We start from the raw sequence: 14,042 nt of genomic DNA, 5'->3' as shown, positions 1-14,042 counted from the left end.
CACCCGGTGACCACCACCCCCGCCCCGCCCTGCGCCGCGGCCACCTGTACCCGCAGTCTCCGCACCCACGAACACGAGGCCGGCCAGCTGCTCTGCACCCCGTGCGTCCACCTCATCGGCGTCTGGCTGCAGGTCGAACTCCCCCGGCAGATCATCGTCCTCGAGGCCTCCCGGCAGCGGGAGACCACCGGCTCCTCCACCGGCGGCCGCACCGCCTACCGCACCGCACCCCTCCCCGGCCGCGACGACATCCTCAACCTCCTCGGCCCCGCCGCCTGGACCGACATCCGCGACCCGAACGGCGACCAGCACGGCACCCTCTCCATCCTCGGCGTCCTCATCCCCTGGGCCCGCACCATCTGCGACACCCGCCGCTGGAACCCACCCGCCCTCACCCCGGCCGTGATCGCCGACTGGCTCGCCCGCCCCGCCGTCCTCGACTGGGCAGCCCGCCAACCCTGGGCCGGCGACATGCGCGACGAACTCCACCAGCTGATGCGCACCGTTCGCGCCACTACCCGCCTCCGCCCCCAGCACCGGCCCGTCCCACAGCTGTGCCCCCGCTGCGACGGCCTGACCCTCGTCGCCACCGACCACCAGCTGTACATCGAGTGCACCGGCGACAACTGCCGCGCCATGTACACCCGGGAGGAACTCGCCCTCGCCGCACGCCTCGACGTCGCCCAGCACGGCGCAATCTGCCTCACGAAGAACTGCGGCGGCGCCACCCACGAGATCCCGGCCGGCCGCCGCACCCTCCGCGTCCACTACTGCGCACCCGCCGTCCTCGAAGGAGCCCAGCGTTGAACGCCATGTCCACGTACCTGCCTGAGGGCGTACTGGTCTTCGAGAACGAGGGGCAGTGGATCACCAGCAACCTCCCGCAGCCCGACCCCACGTGGAGGGCCACCGACAGCCGCGGCCACGAGCACGCCTGCGCCGACGGTCCCGACCGTTACCCCACCCTGGTCGCGGTCACCGGCGAGCCCTACTGGTGCGACGACTGCCGCGACGAGCACACCGACACCTGGTACGAGTGCCGCCTGTGCCACGAGAAGATCACCCCCGGCACCCGCGTCGACCACGCCCCGAAGTGGATAGGCGGCCCCGGCCGCTACTACCTCGACGGCGAGCCCATCACCACCGAGCAGGCCGAGGAACTCCTCAACAAGGCGGTACGCGCGGCGGACGAGGCCGCCCGTATCCACGAACGCCCGTCGCCCGGGACGCAGGTCCTCCTCGGCCAGGACGTCGTAACGGTCGTGCCCACCAAGGACTCGGTCCCCGCCGACCTGGTGACGATCATGCGCCACGGTACCGGCGCCTTCGAGACCGTGCCGCTCGACCGGCTCCGCTTGAAGCGCCGGCCCGGCCGCGGCTGATACTCGGGTACCGCCACCGCACGCACCGGCTACCGTTGCCGGCGCCCCAGGTGCGCAGGCTGCGGTTACTTCCTTGGACCGGACTCTGTACCGCCGCCGGCCTTGATCTCTGGACCACACAGCTCGAGCCGCCCGCCACGGGGGAAACCAGGCGGGCGGCTCGCTCACACTCAGCGCGGTCAGCCTCAGTATGTCCACACCTCAGGCCCGCCGCCACGCCACTCGATGAGGTCGGACCGTACGACGTCAAGGTCGTCCCAGCCCTGCAAGCCGGCCTCCTGCAGGAACGCGGCCACGTCCCGGGTGCTGTACGCCAGGCCGAGGATCGTTCCGGCCACCCGGACCCGGCGACCGCCGGACTCGTCGGGCGGGTGCACGATCACAGGCGTGACAGACGTCATGGCCCCAGCGTCCCCCGACGCTGGGGCCATCGCACGCTGGGCTACTCCCCGGCCTGCTGTCGCTTCTTCCGTGACGCGCCGCTGAGGCCAGCACCGATCTGCTGCGCCCGGGCCGGGGTCACCCCGCCGAGGAGCTGACCGATCTCGGCCCAGGTCCTGCCCTGTTGCTTGAGCGCCTGGACGCGACGCTGCCGCAGCTCACGCAGACGTGAGTGGTGGTCCGGCCACTGAGCCAGCGCCTGCGACACGGCCACGGCGCACGCCTCGTCGTCCTCGATGGCCTCGAACGCCTCGATGGTTTCCACCAGGCGCTGCACCTCCTCCAGCTCGTCTGCCACCCGCGCTCCTTCCTGCGGTGAGAGCGCGACATCGCCACCAAGCTAAACCCTAGGGTTGCGTTCATCAACCCTAGGGTTTAGCTTGTGCTGGCGAGGCCGCTCCTCGGTCTCGTGTCCAACGGACAAAGCCCCGGCCCGGAGTTGCCGCTCCATATGGGCCGGGGTGGACCCACCCCGAAGCGATCGAAGGAGCAGGCCCAGTGCCCGACCTTACCCAGCCCCCCGACATGGACGAAGCCCTCCGGAAGCTGGTCGAACAGCCGTCCTACGCCGCCCAGGTCCTGACCGTCACGGCCCGCCTCACCGAGCGCCGCAGCACCCCGGTCAACCCTTGGTCCCTCCACGAGGACCTGCTGACCGCGGAGGCCGCGATCCTCGACCCCCTCCCCGAGGCCGTCCAGCACATCGCGACCACCCGCGCCCGCACCCACCTCCCGTACCCGTACGCCGGCACCGGCCACGAGTACGCCACCCGGCTCCGCGAAGCCGCCGAGGCCCTCGGATGAACGCGCCCCGCTACGACCGCCCGTCGGCCCAAACCCAGCGGCTCGTCAAGGAGATGCTCGGCGAGATCGCCGACCGCCTCGACGCGAACCGGCCGAACGCGCTCATGACCACCATCGGCAGGCACGCGCTGCTGCAGGCGGCCACGATGGACCCGCCGCTGCTGCGCGCCCTCCGGGACGTGGCGCCGGAGATCGATCACACGGTGCCCCGCCGCGAGTACGCCGCTGAGCTCCGGCAGATCGCGGGTGGCATGTGAGCGCCCCGTCCTGCTGCGGCCGGCCCATGCGCCGCGACGGCTCCCAGTTCGTGTGCGGGAAGTGCGGTGCCTGGGTCGACCCCGGCACCGCGCCCCGCCCGCTCCTGGCCGTCGCCGCCGAGCCCGACCCCGACCACGGCCGCGCGAAGGAGCCCCTGCCCATCCGGCCCCGCCCGCACCCGCGCCAGTCCCTCGCCCGGGCGGCCTGACCACCACCAGACCGGCCGGGCCGCGAACCTCCCCCCACGGCCCGGCCACCCACCATCCAAGATCCAGAAGGGACACCTCGTGTCTGACCACGCCCGTCTCGCCAGCACCGGCATCGGTGGCGCGCTCGCCGTCGGCGGCGCCATCGTCACCGGCTGGTGGCTCCTCGCCGCGGCCGCCGGCATCGTCATCGTCGGCGCCTGCCTGATCCGCTTCGGCTTCCGCCGCGGCAAGAACGCGGGGCAACAGTGACCACCGCCGACGCCCGCCGTACGCCGCTGGCCGCGCGCGTCCACCGCTCCGGCACTGTCCTCGCCGCCGCGATCACCCTGGTCGCCGCCGGACTGTGGGCCGCGCACCACGGCGTCACCGCCGCCACCTACGGCGACGAGACCGGCTCCCGCCTCGCCGCGGTCTGGGCGGTCACTTTCCTGCTGCTGCTCTCGCAGACGATCATGTACCACGTTGAGCGGCCCCGCCGGGTCAGCCCGCGCGCCCACCGCCAGCTCGAGGCGCTGAACGTGGCCGTCCTCCTGCCCGTCTACAACGAAGACGAGGGCTACCTGCGCCTCGGCCTCGAGTCGTTCCTCGCCCAGACCCGCCGGCCGGACAGCGTCCACGTCGTCGACGACGGATCCACCAGCAGCGACTACGCCCAGGTCCGCGCCTGGTGGATAGCAGCCGCTCGCGAGTCCGGCATCACCACCACCTGGCGGCGCACCGCGAACGCGGGCAAGCGCCACGCCCAGGCCGCCGGCGTCGCAGCGTCGCCTGACGCGGACGTCTACATCACCGTCGACTCGGACTCCTGCCTCGCGCCGAACGCGATCGACGAGATCCTCGTCCCCTTCGCCCGGGCCCGCGTGCAGTCGGTCGCCGGCATCGTCCTCGCCACCAACCACCGGTCGAACCTGCTCACCCGGATCACGGACCTGTGGTTCACGACCGGGCAGCTCACCGACCGCAGCGCCCTGTCCGCCATGGGCGCCGTCCTCGTCAACTCCGGCCCCCTCGCCGCCTACCGCGCGCCGGTCGTCCGGGACAACCTCGACAGCTACCTTGGCGAGACGTTCCTCGGCCGGCCCGTCAAGTTCTCCGACGACAGCCTCCTCACCCTCTACGCCCTGCTGCGCGGCCGCACCGTCCAGCAGCCGAGCGCCGTGGTCTTCACCGCCCTGCCGGAGAAGGCCAGCCACTTCGCCCGCATGTACATGCGGTGGATGCGCGGCTCCACCATCCGCTCCGTATGGCGCATGCGCTACCTCCCCGTCACCGGCTACGCCTACTGGGCCCACCTCCTGCGCTGGTTCCAGGTCGCCCTGTCCACCGTCGTCCTCGCCTGGCTCCTGATCGTCGAACCCCTCCGCTATGGCAACACCCCACCCGCCAGCTTCCTGATCGTCCCGTTCCTCATCGGCTGGGCCCAGGCCCTGCGCTACCTCGGCGTCATCCGCTCCGACGAACGCATGCGCCACCGCGCGGTGACCTGGCTGCTGATGCCCCTCGCGGTCGTCGGCTCGTGGACAGTGCTCCGCGTAATGCGCTGGTGGGGCGTCGCCACCTGCGCCCGTACTGGATGGGGCACCCGCCAGAACGGCGCCGAAGTCTCCCTCACCGGAGCCGCGCCGGCGCTCGAGGCCGCGGCCGTCCCGCTCGCGCTGCCCGCGGCGCGGTCGGGCAGCGACACGCTGGAGATCCCCCTCGTCAAGCTGTTGGACCCGGACACCGAGAACACCCTCGAGCTCGCCTGGCCCGCCCGATGAGCCGCCACCTCGCGAGCCCGCTCGCCCGCTACGGCTTCACGGTGTGCGCCGTCGTCGCCCTGCTCACGGCGCAGCCCGGGCCGTTCCTCGTCACCACCGTCCTCGCCGCGTACGCGTGGCGCTGCCGCCACCGCCGCCGGTGAAGGAGCACGCCGTGGAGTACGCCGTCGCCTTCCTCGTCGTCCTGGCGCCCGCCGCGCTGGCAGCCGCGGCGCTGAACGCCCTGTTCACCCGCCCCCGCCGCTCCCGTCGTCGCCGCTGACCCGTACCGGAGAAGCCACCGTGAAGACACCCGCCGCCAACGGCCGCAGACTCTCCCAGCCCATCCGCCTCGCCTGGGCCCTCGTCCTCGGCATGCTCCTCGTCGCCGCCGCCTGGTCCCTCTCCGGCCAGCTCATGCGCTGGGGCATGGGCCCCAACCTCGCCTGGCCCCTGTCCGTCATGTTCGACGCGGCCGGCCTCATCTGCGCCACCTACGCCCGCCGCGCCGTCGAACGCGGCACCCCCGCCGGCCTCGCCCGCCTCGCCCTCATCGCCTTCGTCGGCGTCGCCGGCATCCTCAACTGGAACCACGGCCACGACATCGGCGGCCTCCCCGCAGCCGCCGGGTTCGCCTCCCTCTCCGTCGGCGTCGAGCTCCTCTTCGAACTCCACCGCCGCGACATCCGCGACGAGCAGCGCGCCGCCCGCGGCCTCGTCGCCGAACGCCTCCCACACATCCCGCTCCTCGGCTGGGTCATGTACCCGGGCCGGTCCTGGCAGACGCTGCGCCGCGCGGTCGGTGTCCGCCTCGACCTCCTCGACCCCGTCCAGACCGGACACCAGCTCACCCCGCCGGACACGGACACCCGACCGGACAAGCGACGGGACGGGACTGTCCGCTCCGCTGTCCGGGCAGCCGCCGACACCTTCCCCGAGGCGGACGCCGAGGAGATCGTCCGGCACCTGTCCGCCGCCGGAATCGACACGGACACAGACACCGTCCGCACCGTCCTCGACGAGGACACGGACAGCCGTCCGGACACGAAGGACAGCAGGTCAACGCGTCCGACCGTCCGGCCCGTCCGCCCCATCGCCCCGCCCGGACAGACCGTCGCGGACACCGTACGGACAGCACTCGCGTCCGGCATCACGGACAAAGACAAGGTCCTGTCCTACGTCCGCCAGGTCCACGGACAGGACGTCCCCGCGGACACCGTCGCCCGGACACGCCGCCGCATCGAGCGCACCGCCTCATGACCGCCCAGGGCGCGGACGAGAACCGTGTCCGCGTGTTCCTCCGCGCCCTGTCCGTCCGCCCCTTCGGCCACCAGGACCCCGCCATGCACGAGCCCACCCCGCGCCCCGTCACCCCGACCCGCGTCATACCAGCCGGCGCCCCGCTGCCCGCCCGGCCGCCCGAGCCCGACGAACTCCCGCCCTGGCGCACACCCCCGCCCCCGCCGGTCGCCCCGCCCGCCGCACCCGTCCCGGCCGCCCCTCAGCCGGTACCGCCGCCGCAGGTCGTCCACCACATCCACGAGGTCCTCCTCGCCGTACCCGAGCCGGAGCCCGAGCCCCGCCTGTGGGAACGCATCTGGGAGCGGCTGTTCACCTGGCGGATGGTCGTCGCGATCCTCGCCGCGCTCACCCCCTGGCTCGCCGGGCAAAGCCCCGTCGGCCTCTGGTCCACCGCCGTCCACCAGCTCCGCCTCGAGGCCGGGATCCTCGCCGCGTACGTCGTCGCCGCCGGCACCCTCACCGCCACGTGGGTCCTGGACCGGCGCACCCACCGGGCCGTGCCGCGGTTCCTGTTCGTCACCGCCGCCCTGGGCGCCTTCGGCGTCCTCGACTGGTGGGACCCGATCCTCCTGCTCACCGGAGTCACCCGATGACCGGCACCACCACCGCCAGCCTCGGCGGCCTCCTCGCCGCCCTCCTCATCCTCTACGCCAACCTCCGCCCCTGGTGGACCGGCGGCCGCGAGATGAAGCAACTGGCCTCGTTCGGCAAGGGCCTCGCCGCCGCGGCCGCCGCCGCGGCCTGCCCGGGCGGCATCCTCGGCTGGGCCCGCCAGCGCACCGGCGCCGTCGCCAACTCGGCGGGCGAGAGCGTCGGCCGCTCGGCGACCGGCACGACCCAGACCGAGACGATCAGCAGCGGCCAGATGGCCGGCCTCATCGGCGTCGGCGCCCTGGTCGCCGCCCTCGTCGTCTTCGCCGTCGGCCTCGCCTGGAAGGCCGCGGGCAAGAAGGACCGCAGGAGGATCGTGGGCGGCGCGTTCGTCGGCACCGTCGTCTGCCTCACTGCTGGCGGTGCCGGGGCCCTCGACTGGCTGCCCGGCGCGCTCAACGGCGTCGGCGACGGCATCGTCGCCCTGGCCGAGGGGGCGAACATCCTGTGACCCGCCTCCACAACGCCGCCGACCGCCTCACCACCGGCACCGGCATCCTCGCCCGCCGCCTCGCCGCCCGCACCGCCGCCTGGGTACGCCGCGCCCGCCGCGACGACCTCACCGGCTGGCAAGCCGCCCTCGGCTGCTGGGCACGCGTCGCCCTCCTCACCCTCGGCGGCTACCTCCTGTGGCGCCTCATCCGCGCCTTCCCCAACCTCCTCTGGCTCCTCACCGGCACCTGGATCATCGCCGCCTGGCGCGCCGGGAAGCAGGCCCCCGCCACCGCCCCCGAGACCCCCGACGAGGAGGACTCCGCCGCGGCCGACACGGAGGCCCTGCGCACCCTCCTCCTGGACCTCATGGGGAAGGGCTCCGGCGTGCACCTGCGGACCGTCCTCGCCCACCTCCAGGAGCACGGCCAGTGGGAGGGCCGCACGGTCACCGACCTGCGCCTGTGCCTGCAGCGCCTGGGAGTGCCCCACGACCTCCGGGTGAAGGTGGCCGGCGTACCCACCTGGGGGGTCCGGCGCCGCGACCTCCAGACCCCTTCCGAGGACTCCGCCCCGCAGACGTCTACCGCCTCGTCTACCGCCGCTTGACCTGCACGTCTACCCGATCGTCTACCGCGATCTACCGCCCGTCTACGGGCCCATCTCCCCCGGGACGGCCGCCCGCCTGCCAGCAAACCGGCCGCCCCGGTCCCATCCCGAACACGAGACAGGAGCACCATCATGGGCATCCTCAACCGCAAGAACCAGCAGCCCGCATCCAGGGCACTGGACAAGGTCGTCGACAGCCTCCCGCGCCAAGTCGCCGACTGGACCCCCGAGCAGCGCGCCACCTACACCGCGGCGGCCGACCGAGCCACGCGTGAGCAGGCCGACCAGCAGACCCAGCAGCGGTAGCACTGCCACACTGGACCGGGCCCCGCCGTGCAAACCCCCGTCGCGGCGGGGCCCTTCCGTAGGAGACTCACCTCACGCCCGAGCAGACGACCACCCAGTGGACGCAACAGCAGTGGGCCCAGTACCTCGAACAGACCCGCGACGCCATCACGTACCCGGACATCAGCGTCCACCAGGCGCTTCGCTACACCCTCCCCGTGATCACGTACACGTGCCCGTTCTGCCTCCGCTCACAGTCCGGCATGGACCTGGAGCTACCGGAAGGCGCCGAGACCTTCACCGCCACCTGGCGCGAGTGCGGGCACCGCGTATCCGTACCCGTCGCCGAGATCATCCCGCCGCCGTCCTTCCCGAGACAGCAGGGCACCGCCGGCATCGCCCGCTTCCGCTGCCCCCGTGACTGCGGCTGGACACACGACGAGTTCACCGACCCTGGCCCCATCCCACCGGTCCGGCTTCCCGCCCGGGCCAAGGGCAGCACGCTCGCCGAAGTCCTCAGCAGCACCACAGAAGAAGAGATCTCCGCGGCCATCGGAGCCGCAGCAGAGGAGCGTGCCCACGCCCACCGTGCCCGTCTCGAGCAGGCCTACGCCGCCCACTACGAACTGGTCCACCCGGGCATCGCCGCGCCTACCCTGGCCTCGTGACTCCCTACCCGAACCGCGACCGCGCCGCCCGCGCCGTACGCCGACGACGCGAGGCCTACCAGCGCACTGTGATCGCCCGGTACACCCACTTCGTACAGCGCTACGCCCTCGGCTTCTTCGACGAGGAGCACCACAACGACCCCGCTCTGTTCCAGGGGCCGACGACCGCCGAGGTGCTGCGCCCGTACCGCGAGCACGAGGAGCGCATGCAGGCGCGGAGCCGCGCGCGTATGCGGCAGCTCGAGCCCGTCTTCCGGCGCGCCTATCTGAACTTGCTGGTCACGGAGCTGGACACGTAGTCGATCAGCACTGCATAATCCGGTGCCAACAGCACACTTGTGCCCACGCACCACACGACCCCCGCCCTGAGCGGGGGTTTCGCCGTTCCAGGGGGTGATCACATGCCCCACCCCGACGACCGCACCGCGGCCCAGGGCCGCGAAGACGCCGCCGGCGGGATCTGGTTCACCGTCGCCGAGGCCGCTGCCTTCATCGGCGGCAGCGTCCAGACGATCTACTCCTGGGAACGCCGCGGCCACCTCACCGGCGCGCGCCGCGACGAGCGAGGCCGGCGCATCTACAGCCAGCAGCAGATCGCCGCCGCCCACCGCACCGCCCGTCAGAACACCGCCGCCATACGCCGCGTCGCCTGACCGAGACCAAGGAGGCCCGTCGTGGCCCGCACCGCCATACCCCTGACCGCCGTCACCCGCGCCGGCGTCGCACCGCCCGCCGAGGCCAACGGCGACGCCGTCAACAACCACGTCATCTCGAACAACGGCCGCGTGATCCTCCTCGTACGAAACGCCGGCACCACCGTCGCCCGCACCCTCACCCTCCACGTACGCGGCCTCATCGACGGACAGACCGTCACACCCCGCACCGTCAGCGTCGCCACCGAGGCCAGCCTCTACGTCGGCCCCTTCCCCACCGACGCCTACGGCGCCCAGCTCGAGGTCGACGTCGACAACGCCGAACTGAAGCTCACCGCCCTCGCCATCTGATGGCCGAACAGAAGCTCGGCTCGATCATCGACGCGCTCGGCACACGCGCCGACCTCGACGAAGGCGACCTCCCCACCGACGCCTTCGTCATCCTCAAGATCGTGAAGGCAGACGGCACCGTCTCCCTCGTCCACCGCCGCTCCGAGTCCCTCGACTGGATCACAGCCCTCGGCATGATCACCGCCGCCCAGAACATCGAGAACAGCGGCTACACCGAAGCATCCACCGACGACACCTGAGAGCAGGCAACCCGCATGCCGCGCATCCAGATCCTCCCCCTCCCCGAAGGCGCCTCCGACGAACGCCCCCCGTCCGCCCTCGTCATCGACCAGGCCAACGAGACGACGTACCAGTCCCTCGCCTACGACAGCGACAGCGGCCAGCGCCCCCTCCATGAGGCACTCAAGGCCGACCTCGGCGCCCAGGCCATCCTGTGCTTCGAGGACACCGTCGAGATCCCCGCCAACGACGTGTCCGACTACGTCACCCCGACCGTGAACATCCACGTCGACAGCCTCACCGACGTGGACAGCACCGCACTCGCCGACCAGACCCACCGCGGCCTCGAGCAGACCAGGATCGGATCGCCCCGGTGAGCGGCGGCAGCTACAACTACCTGTTCGCCGCGGTCGACCTCTAGGACCTCCAAGCACACCGCCACGACCTCGAAGACATGGCCGCCCGGCTCGCCCGCCTCGGTTACGCCCAGGACGCCGCACGAGAGACCGAGGAACTCCTGGTCCTCTTCCGGCAGTGGGAGACCCGAGCCGAGGTACGCATCGGACGGCTCTCCGAACTGTGGTGTGCCATCGAACGCCTGGACTCCAACGACGGAGGCGAGGACGGCGTCCAGGCCGCCCTCGCCAAGTACCGCGCCGACACCGCCGGCACACCCCCGCCGTAGACCCGGTCAGTCCTGGAACGAGCCGTCCCGCCGCCGCTGGTGCCGGCCCATCATGTGCTTGCACTGCGGACACGTCCGCAGGAACACCGGCTTCACTAGCCAGGACAGCGTGAACAGATACAGCGTGTGACGCCCCATACGAGCGATCCACGACATCGTGCACGTCTGGCAGTCACGGCACCCTCCGGCCACGACACCACCCCCCTCATCACAGGGGCCCCCTGCCCCCACGCCCGGCACCGTATCCCGCAGGAGGTGGTCACCGTGGCCAGACGTGCGATGTCCATCTGCACCACACCAGGCTGCCCCGAGTACACCCAGGGCGGCCGGTGCCCCGGCTGCCGCGCCGAGGCAGAGCAGCGCCGCGGTACGGCAGCCCAGCGTGGCTACGGCACCCGCCACCGCCGGCAGTTCCGTACTGCCGTCCTGGCACGCGACCCGTCCTGTGTGTGTACCGAGACCGGCCACGGCCACGGCGACCCGTGTGGTGAGCCGTCCCTCCACGCCGACCACCATCCCCGCAGCCGGCGGGAGCTGGCCGCCGCTGGCGAGGACCCTGACGATCCACGCCACGGCCGAGGCCTGTGCGGTCCGTGCCACAGCAGCGAGACTGCGCGCCATCAGCCCGGCGGCTGGGCCGCCGACCACGCCTGACCCTCACGCCTCCTCCTCTCCCCTGCCAGCCCCGTGCAGGCAGGCAGCAGGGCACAGCGGGCCGACCACAGGCCAGCTCACGGCCTCAGCCCGAGCCTCACAGCGCCCGCGAGCTGACCAACTCACTCGCGAGCCGCGCTCCAAGCCCACTCGCCGGCCGCCCGCGGCCGCCGCCGATCACGATCACAGCGCAACGCCATGATCATTCCGGCCGTCGCGCGCCCGCCCGGGCACGCGCGCGGGTGGGGGCGCACCCGCAGGCGGGCGCGCGCAGGAGACCGCGGGGGAGGGCAACTTCTGGCTGTACGGGTCTGGGGACCCCCGCTCGACGCGTCGAGCCCCACCGAGTACCGCCGGCCCCGGCGCAACGCCGCGGCCTCTTCCCGCCGCAACGGCTCCGGAAGGACACCTCATGGGTGGAATGGGACCGGCCCCCAAGCCGGAAGGAGCGCGACGCCGGCGCAACGCCACCGTCGCCATGACACCGCTGCCCGCCGAAGGGCGGAAGGGCCGCACACCGAAGTGGCCCCTCCTCGACGACGTCGTCCTCACCGCCCGCCGCGACCAGGCGCTGCGCAAGGCCGCCGAGCTCGAGCTGGCTCTCCTCGAACCAGACCTCAAGGGCCGGGCCAAGGCGGCCGCCGAGAAGAAGGCAGACGCCGGACGCGAGGCCGCGCTCATCCTGACCAAGCAGCTCGAGGCGCAGCAGCAGCTCGAAGGTGAGCTGTGGCGTGATCTGTGGCGGACGCCGCAGGCCGTGATGTGGGAGCAGTTGAAGTGGTCGCGTGAGGTGGCGCAGTACGTGCGGTGGAAGTCCCGTGCGGAGGCTGGCGACCTGGACGCGGCCAAGGAGGCCAGGCAGTTGGGTGACCGGCTCGGGTTGACGCCGCTGGCGATGCTGCGTCTGCGGTGGAAGATCGCCGAGGCGGACGACGTGAAGCCGGCGTCGCGCAAGCGGCGGCCGGCGACGACCAGCCGACGGCCGCGGCCGGACGATCCGCGGGCCACCCTGCACGTGGTGGAGTAGATCGTGGGCGTCCTGATGGTGCCCAGGCCGGACGGCGAGCTGTGGCCGACGCTGGGACCTCAGGTGTGTGACCTGCTCGAGGAGCGGGCCATCCACGGGCCGGGCGCCCTGCGCGGCCGGCCGTACCGGCTGGACGCGGAGAAGCGTGCGCTGATCTACAGCTGGTACGAGGTGTATCCGCAGGGGCACCCTCGTGCGGGCAAGCGCCGCTTCAAGCGCGTCGGGCTGTCGGTGCGCAAGGGCACGGCGAAGACCGAGCTGGCCGCCGCGGTGGCATTTGCCGAGTTGCACCCTGAGGGGCCGGTGCGGTGCGACGGGTTCGATGCGGATGGCGAGCCGGTCGGTGTGCCGGTGTCGGACCCGTACATCCCGATGGTCGCCTACACCGAGGAGCAGACCGAGGAGCTCGCCTACGCGGCGCTGCTGGCGATCGTGTCGGAGGGGCCGGACGCGGACCTGTTCGACCCGGGCCTGGACCGCATCATGCGGTGGGACGGTATGGGCCGGGCGGTGCCGCTCGCGTCGTCGCCCGATGCGCGTGATGGTGCCCGTACGACGTTCCAGCACTTCGACGAGACCCACCGGTTCACGCTGCCCCGGCACCGTCAGACGCACCAGACGATGCTGGGGAATATCCCGAAGATCATGCTGTTCGATCCGTGGACGCTGGAGACGACCACGACGTACACGCCCGGCGAGGGCAGTGTGGCGCAAGGTACGCACGAGTTCGCCGAGCTGGTCGCGTCGGGGAAGTCGAAGGACCGGACGCTGTTCTTCTTCCACCGGGAGGCGACCCCGCGGCCGGACGAGGACCTCTCCGACGACGACACGATCCGGGCCGCGGTGCGGGAGGCGTCCGGGCCGAGCATCGCTAAGTGGCCGGACTTCGAGGGCCAGGTCGACGCGGTCGTCTCCCTGTACAACGCGCCGGACACCGACCGGGCGTACTGGGAGCGGGTCTGGCTGAACCGTCGGGTGCAGGCCGGCCGCCAGGCGTTCTCGGTGGAGCGGTGGGTGGATCTGGCCCGGCCGGACCAGGCGCTGCCGGAGAAGGGCGAGCGGATCACGATCGGCTTCGACGGCGCTCAGTTCCGCGACGCCACGGCGCTCATCGCGACTCACTTGGCGACGGGGTTCCAGTGGCCGCTCGGGATCTGGGAGGCCCCTCCCGGGGCCAACGAGGGCGACGACCCGGATCAGCAGTGGGAGACGCCGGCCGATGAGGTCGACGCCGTCATGGTGGAGGCCTTTGAGGCCTGGGAAGTGGTGCGCGCCTACGTCGACCCGCCGTACTGGGAGGGTCTGGTCACCACGTGGCAGGGCCGGTGGGGTGAGAAGCGGGTCACGAAGTGGTGGACCAACAGGCTCAAGGCCATGGCGTACTCGCTGCGCGCCTACGACGGGGCGATGAAGTCCGGAGCGCTGACCCACTCCGGGCACGAGGTGTACGCGCAGCATGTCGCGAACGCCCGTAAGAAGAAGCTGAAGATGCTCGATGAGCAGGGCAAGCCGCTGTGGGTGATCGAGAAGGAACGGCACCAGTCGCCGCTGTCCATGGACGGGGCGATGGCTGGCTGCCTGTCGTGGGAGGCGTACCGCGACGCGATCGCAGCCGGCATGAATAAGCCGAAGAAGAAGTCGTCCATGGTCGTGCGGTGAGAGCGAGGTGAGCT

26 protein-coding genes are annotated in these 14,042 nt (G+C 72.1%); 23 read left to right on the top strand and 3 right to left on the bottom strand.

The window, feature by feature from the left end:
• The first annotated feature begins 6 nt into the window (after nucleotides 1-6).
• Both ACGFYH_RS09515 and ACGFYH_RS09510 read left to right on the top strand, forming a co-directional pair.
• Complete coding sequence (locus ACGFYH_RS09515) at nucleotides 7-807, top strand: hypothetical protein (RefSeq protein ID WP_393802544.1); 801 nt, start codon at nucleotides 7-9, stop codon at nucleotides 805-807.
• Complete coding sequence (locus tag ACGFYH_RS09510) at nucleotides 804-1,382, top strand: hypothetical protein (protein ID WP_393802543.1); 579 nt, start codon at nucleotides 804-806, stop codon at nucleotides 1,380-1,382. Before ACGFYH_RS09515 ends, ACGFYH_RS09510 begins: the two co-directional genes overlap by 4 nt.
• 185 nt (nucleotides 1,383-1,567) lie before the next feature.
• On the opposite strand, the gene ACGFYH_RS09505 is transcribed toward ACGFYH_RS09510, so the two are convergent.
• Together ACGFYH_RS09505 and ACGFYH_RS09500 are read right to left on the bottom strand one after the other, a co-directional pair.
• Nucleotides 1,568-1,783, bottom strand: a complete 216-nt coding sequence (locus ACGFYH_RS09505; RefSeq protein ID WP_393802542.1) for a hypothetical protein — start codon at nucleotides 1,781-1,783, stop codon at nucleotides 1,568-1,570.
• A 41-nt stretch (nucleotides 1,784-1,824) separates the two neighbouring features.
• Nucleotides 1,825-2,121 carry a hypothetical protein gene (locus ACGFYH_RS09500; RefSeq protein ID WP_393802541.1) on the bottom strand — a complete coding sequence of 99 codons (297 nt, stop codon included), beginning with the start codon at nucleotides 2,119-2,121 and terminating at the stop codon, nucleotides 1,825-1,827.
• A 227-nt stretch (nucleotides 2,122-2,348) separates the two neighbouring features.
• On the opposite strand from ACGFYH_RS09500, the gene ACGFYH_RS09495 reads away from it, so the two are divergent.
• The 18 genes from ACGFYH_RS09495 to ACGFYH_RS09410 all read left to right on the top strand — a co-directional run bounded on the left by ACGFYH_RS09495 (nucleotide 2,349) and on the right by ACGFYH_RS09410 (nucleotide 10,688).
• Complete coding sequence (locus ACGFYH_RS09495; RefSeq protein WP_393802540.1) at nucleotides 2,349-2,627, top strand: hypothetical protein; 279 nt, start codon at nucleotides 2,349-2,351, stop codon at nucleotides 2,625-2,627.
• On the top strand, nucleotides 2,624-2,884 hold the full coding sequence (locus ACGFYH_RS09490) for a hypothetical protein (RefSeq protein WP_393802539.1): 261 nt from the start codon (nucleotides 2,624-2,626) through the stop codon (nucleotides 2,882-2,884). The genes ACGFYH_RS09495 and ACGFYH_RS09490 overlap by 4 nt, the downstream gene beginning before the upstream one ends.
• Entirely contained in the window at nucleotides 2,881-3,093 is a 213-nt protein-coding gene (locus ACGFYH_RS09485) for a hypothetical protein (RefSeq protein WP_393802538.1), read from the top strand. The genes ACGFYH_RS09490 and ACGFYH_RS09485 overlap by 4 nt, the downstream gene beginning before the upstream one ends.
• A gap of 79 nt (nucleotides 3,094-3,172) precedes the next feature.
• The gene (locus tag ACGFYH_RS09480; protein WP_393802537.1) at nucleotides 3,173-3,343 is read left to right on the top strand and encodes a hypothetical protein; all 171 of its coding nucleotides are present in this window, start codon (nucleotides 3,173-3,175) and stop codon (nucleotides 3,341-3,343) included.
• Nucleotides 3,340-4,854: a glycosyltransferase family 2 protein gene (locus tag ACGFYH_RS09475; protein ID WP_393802536.1), complete on the top strand. Its 1,515-nt coding sequence runs from the start codon at nucleotides 3,340-3,342 to the stop codon at nucleotides 4,852-4,854. Before ACGFYH_RS09480 ends, ACGFYH_RS09475 begins: the two co-directional genes overlap by 4 nt.
• Entirely contained in the window at nucleotides 4,851-4,997 is a 147-nt protein-coding gene (locus ACGFYH_RS09470) for a hypothetical protein (protein ID WP_393802535.1), read from the top strand. The genes ACGFYH_RS09475 and ACGFYH_RS09470 overlap by 4 nt, the downstream gene beginning before the upstream one ends.
• Nucleotides 4,998-5,136: 139 nt before the next feature.
• A complete protein-coding gene (locus ACGFYH_RS09465; protein ID WP_393802534.1) occupies nucleotides 5,137-6,093 on the top strand; it encodes a DUF2637 domain-containing protein in 957 nt (318 codons plus the stop codon).
• Nucleotides 6,090-6,728, top strand: coding sequence for a hypothetical protein (locus ACGFYH_RS09460; RefSeq protein ID WP_393802533.1), 639 nt, complete (start codon nucleotides 6,090-6,092; stop codon nucleotides 6,726-6,728). The genes ACGFYH_RS09465 and ACGFYH_RS09460 overlap by 4 nt, the downstream gene beginning before the upstream one ends.
• A complete protein-coding gene (locus tag ACGFYH_RS09455) occupies nucleotides 6,725-7,237 on the top strand; it encodes a hypothetical protein (protein WP_393802532.1) in 513 nt (170 codons plus the stop codon). Before ACGFYH_RS09460 ends, ACGFYH_RS09455 begins: the two co-directional genes overlap by 4 nt.
• Nucleotides 7,234-7,827, top strand: a complete 594-nt coding sequence (locus ACGFYH_RS09450) for a hypothetical protein (protein WP_393802531.1) — start codon at nucleotides 7,234-7,236, stop codon at nucleotides 7,825-7,827. The genes ACGFYH_RS09455 and ACGFYH_RS09450 overlap by 4 nt, the downstream gene beginning before the upstream one ends.
• 132 nt (nucleotides 7,828-7,959) lie before the next feature.
• The gene (locus ACGFYH_RS09445) at nucleotides 7,960-8,133 is read left to right on the top strand and encodes a hypothetical protein (protein WP_393802530.1); all 174 of its coding nucleotides are present in this window, start codon (nucleotides 7,960-7,962) and stop codon (nucleotides 8,131-8,133) included.
• A 197-nt stretch (nucleotides 8,134-8,330) separates the two neighbouring features.
• Nucleotides 8,331-8,780: a hypothetical protein gene (locus ACGFYH_RS09440; protein ID WP_393802529.1), complete on the top strand. Its 450-nt coding sequence runs from the start codon at nucleotides 8,331-8,333 to the stop codon at nucleotides 8,778-8,780.
• Nucleotides 8,777-9,079, top strand: coding sequence for a hypothetical protein (locus ACGFYH_RS09435; protein WP_393802528.1), 303 nt, complete (start codon nucleotides 8,777-8,779; stop codon nucleotides 9,077-9,079). The genes ACGFYH_RS09440 and ACGFYH_RS09435 overlap by 4 nt, the downstream gene beginning before the upstream one ends.
• A 102-nt stretch (nucleotides 9,080-9,181) precedes the next feature.
• On the top strand, nucleotides 9,182-9,433 hold the full coding sequence (locus tag ACGFYH_RS09430) for a MerR family DNA-binding transcriptional regulator (protein ID WP_393802527.1): 252 nt from the start codon (nucleotides 9,182-9,184) through the stop codon (nucleotides 9,431-9,433).
• A gap of 21 nt (nucleotides 9,434-9,454) precedes the next feature.
• The gene (locus ACGFYH_RS09425) at nucleotides 9,455-9,784 is read left to right on the top strand and encodes a hypothetical protein (RefSeq protein ID WP_393802526.1); all 330 of its coding nucleotides are present in this window, start codon (nucleotides 9,455-9,457) and stop codon (nucleotides 9,782-9,784) included.
• Nucleotides 9,784-10,023 carry a hypothetical protein gene (locus ACGFYH_RS09420; RefSeq protein WP_393802525.1) on the top strand — a complete coding sequence of 80 codons (240 nt, stop codon included), beginning with the start codon at nucleotides 9,784-9,786 and terminating at the stop codon, nucleotides 10,021-10,023. The genes ACGFYH_RS09425 and ACGFYH_RS09420 overlap by 1 nt, the downstream gene beginning before the upstream one ends.
• A gap of 15 nt (nucleotides 10,024-10,038) precedes the next feature.
• Entirely contained in the window at nucleotides 10,039-10,380 is a 342-nt protein-coding gene (locus tag ACGFYH_RS09415) for a hypothetical protein (protein WP_393802524.1), read from the top strand.
• Nucleotides 10,381-10,457: 77 nt separating this feature from the next.
• Nucleotides 10,458-10,688 carry a hypothetical protein gene (locus tag ACGFYH_RS09410; RefSeq protein WP_393802523.1) on the top strand — a complete coding sequence of 77 codons (231 nt, stop codon included), beginning with the start codon at nucleotides 10,458-10,460 and terminating at the stop codon, nucleotides 10,686-10,688.
• Between the two features lie 6 nt (nucleotides 10,689-10,694).
• Here ACGFYH_RS09410 and ACGFYH_RS09405 read toward each other — a convergent pair whose 3' ends face one another.
• On the bottom strand, nucleotides 10,695-10,826 hold the full coding sequence (locus tag ACGFYH_RS09405; protein WP_393802522.1) for a hypothetical protein: 132 nt from the start codon (nucleotides 10,824-10,826) through the stop codon (nucleotides 10,695-10,697).
• A gap of 126 nt (nucleotides 10,827-10,952) precedes the next feature.
• On the opposite strand from ACGFYH_RS09405, the gene ACGFYH_RS09400 reads away from it, so the two are divergent.
• The 3 genes from ACGFYH_RS09400 (at nucleotide 10,953) to ACGFYH_RS09390 (ending at nucleotide 14,028) form a co-directional block, all read left to right on the top strand.
• Nucleotides 10,953-11,342: a holin gene (locus tag ACGFYH_RS09400; RefSeq protein ID WP_393802521.1), complete on the top strand. Its 390-nt coding sequence runs from the start codon at nucleotides 10,953-10,955 to the stop codon at nucleotides 11,340-11,342.
• A gap of 412 nt (nucleotides 11,343-11,754) precedes the next feature.
• Nucleotides 11,755-12,369 carry a hypothetical protein gene (locus ACGFYH_RS09395; RefSeq protein WP_393802520.1) on the top strand — a complete coding sequence of 205 codons (615 nt, stop codon included), beginning with the start codon at nucleotides 11,755-11,757 and terminating at the stop codon, nucleotides 12,367-12,369.
• Nucleotides 12,370-12,372: 3 nt separating this feature from the next.
• Complete coding sequence (locus ACGFYH_RS09390; RefSeq protein WP_393802519.1) at nucleotides 12,373-14,028, top strand: terminase; 1,656 nt, start codon at nucleotides 12,373-12,375, stop codon at nucleotides 14,026-14,028.
• Nucleotides 14,029-14,042: the final 14 nt, after the last annotated feature.

The sequence above is a fragment of the Streptomyces sp. NPDC048392 genome, from assembly GCF_043200575.1.
In the GTDB taxonomy this organism is placed as follows: domain Bacteria; phylum Actinomycetota; class Actinomycetes; order Streptomycetales; family Streptomycetaceae; genus Streptomyces.
Note: the sequence above shows the minus strand (reverse complement) of the source record. Positions and strands in the feature narration are given on the sequence as shown.

What these genes read in the sequence shown, in the direction of transcription:
- ACGFYH_RS09395 (WP_393802520.1), top strand. Translation starts at nt 11,755, where the DNA reads ATGGGTGGAATGGGACCGGCCCCCAAGCCGGAAGGAGCGCGACGCCGG.
- ACGFYH_RS09495 (WP_393802540.1), top strand. Translation starts at nt 2,349, where the DNA reads ATGGACGAAGCCCTCCGGAAGCTGGTCGAACAGCCGTCCTACGCCGCC.
- ACGFYH_RS09405 (WP_393802522.1), bottom strand. Translation starts at nt 10,826, where the DNA reads ATGGGGCGTCACACGCTGTATCTGTTCACGCTGTCCTGGCTAGTGAAG.
- ACGFYH_RS09430 (WP_393802527.1), top strand. Translation starts at nt 9,182, where the DNA reads ATGCCCCACCCCGACGACCGCACCGCGGCCCAGGGCCGCGAAGACGCC.
- ACGFYH_RS09505 (WP_393802542.1), bottom strand. Translation starts at nt 1,783, where the DNA reads ATGACGTCTGTCACGCCTGTGATCGTGCACCCGCCCGACGAGTCCGGC.
- ACGFYH_RS09415 (WP_393802524.1), top strand. Translation starts at nt 10,039, where the DNA reads ATGCCGCGCATCCAGATCCTCCCCCTCCCCGAAGGCGCCTCCGACGAA.
- ACGFYH_RS09445 (WP_393802530.1), top strand. Translation starts at nt 7,960, where the DNA reads ATGGGCATCCTCAACCGCAAGAACCAGCAGCCCGCATCCAGGGCACTG.
- ACGFYH_RS09410 (WP_393802523.1), top strand. Translation starts at nt 10,458, where the DNA reads ATGGCCGCCCGGCTCGCCCGCCTCGGTTACGCCCAGGACGCCGCACGA.
- ACGFYH_RS09420 (WP_393802525.1), top strand. Translation starts at nt 9,784, where the DNA reads ATGGCCGAACAGAAGCTCGGCTCGATCATCGACGCGCTCGGCACACGC.
- ACGFYH_RS09455 (WP_393802532.1), top strand. Translation starts at nt 6,725, where the DNA reads ATGACCGGCACCACCACCGCCAGCCTCGGCGGCCTCCTCGCCGCCCTC.
- ACGFYH_RS09470 (WP_393802535.1), top strand. Translation starts at nt 4,851, where the DNA reads ATGAGCCGCCACCTCGCGAGCCCGCTCGCCCGCTACGGCTTCACGGTG.
- ACGFYH_RS09460 (WP_393802533.1), top strand. Translation starts at nt 6,090, where the DNA reads ATGACCGCCCAGGGCGCGGACGAGAACCGTGTCCGCGTGTTCCTCCGC.
- ACGFYH_RS09490 (WP_393802539.1), top strand. Translation starts at nt 2,624, where the DNA reads ATGAACGCGCCCCGCTACGACCGCCCGTCGGCCCAAACCCAGCGGCTC.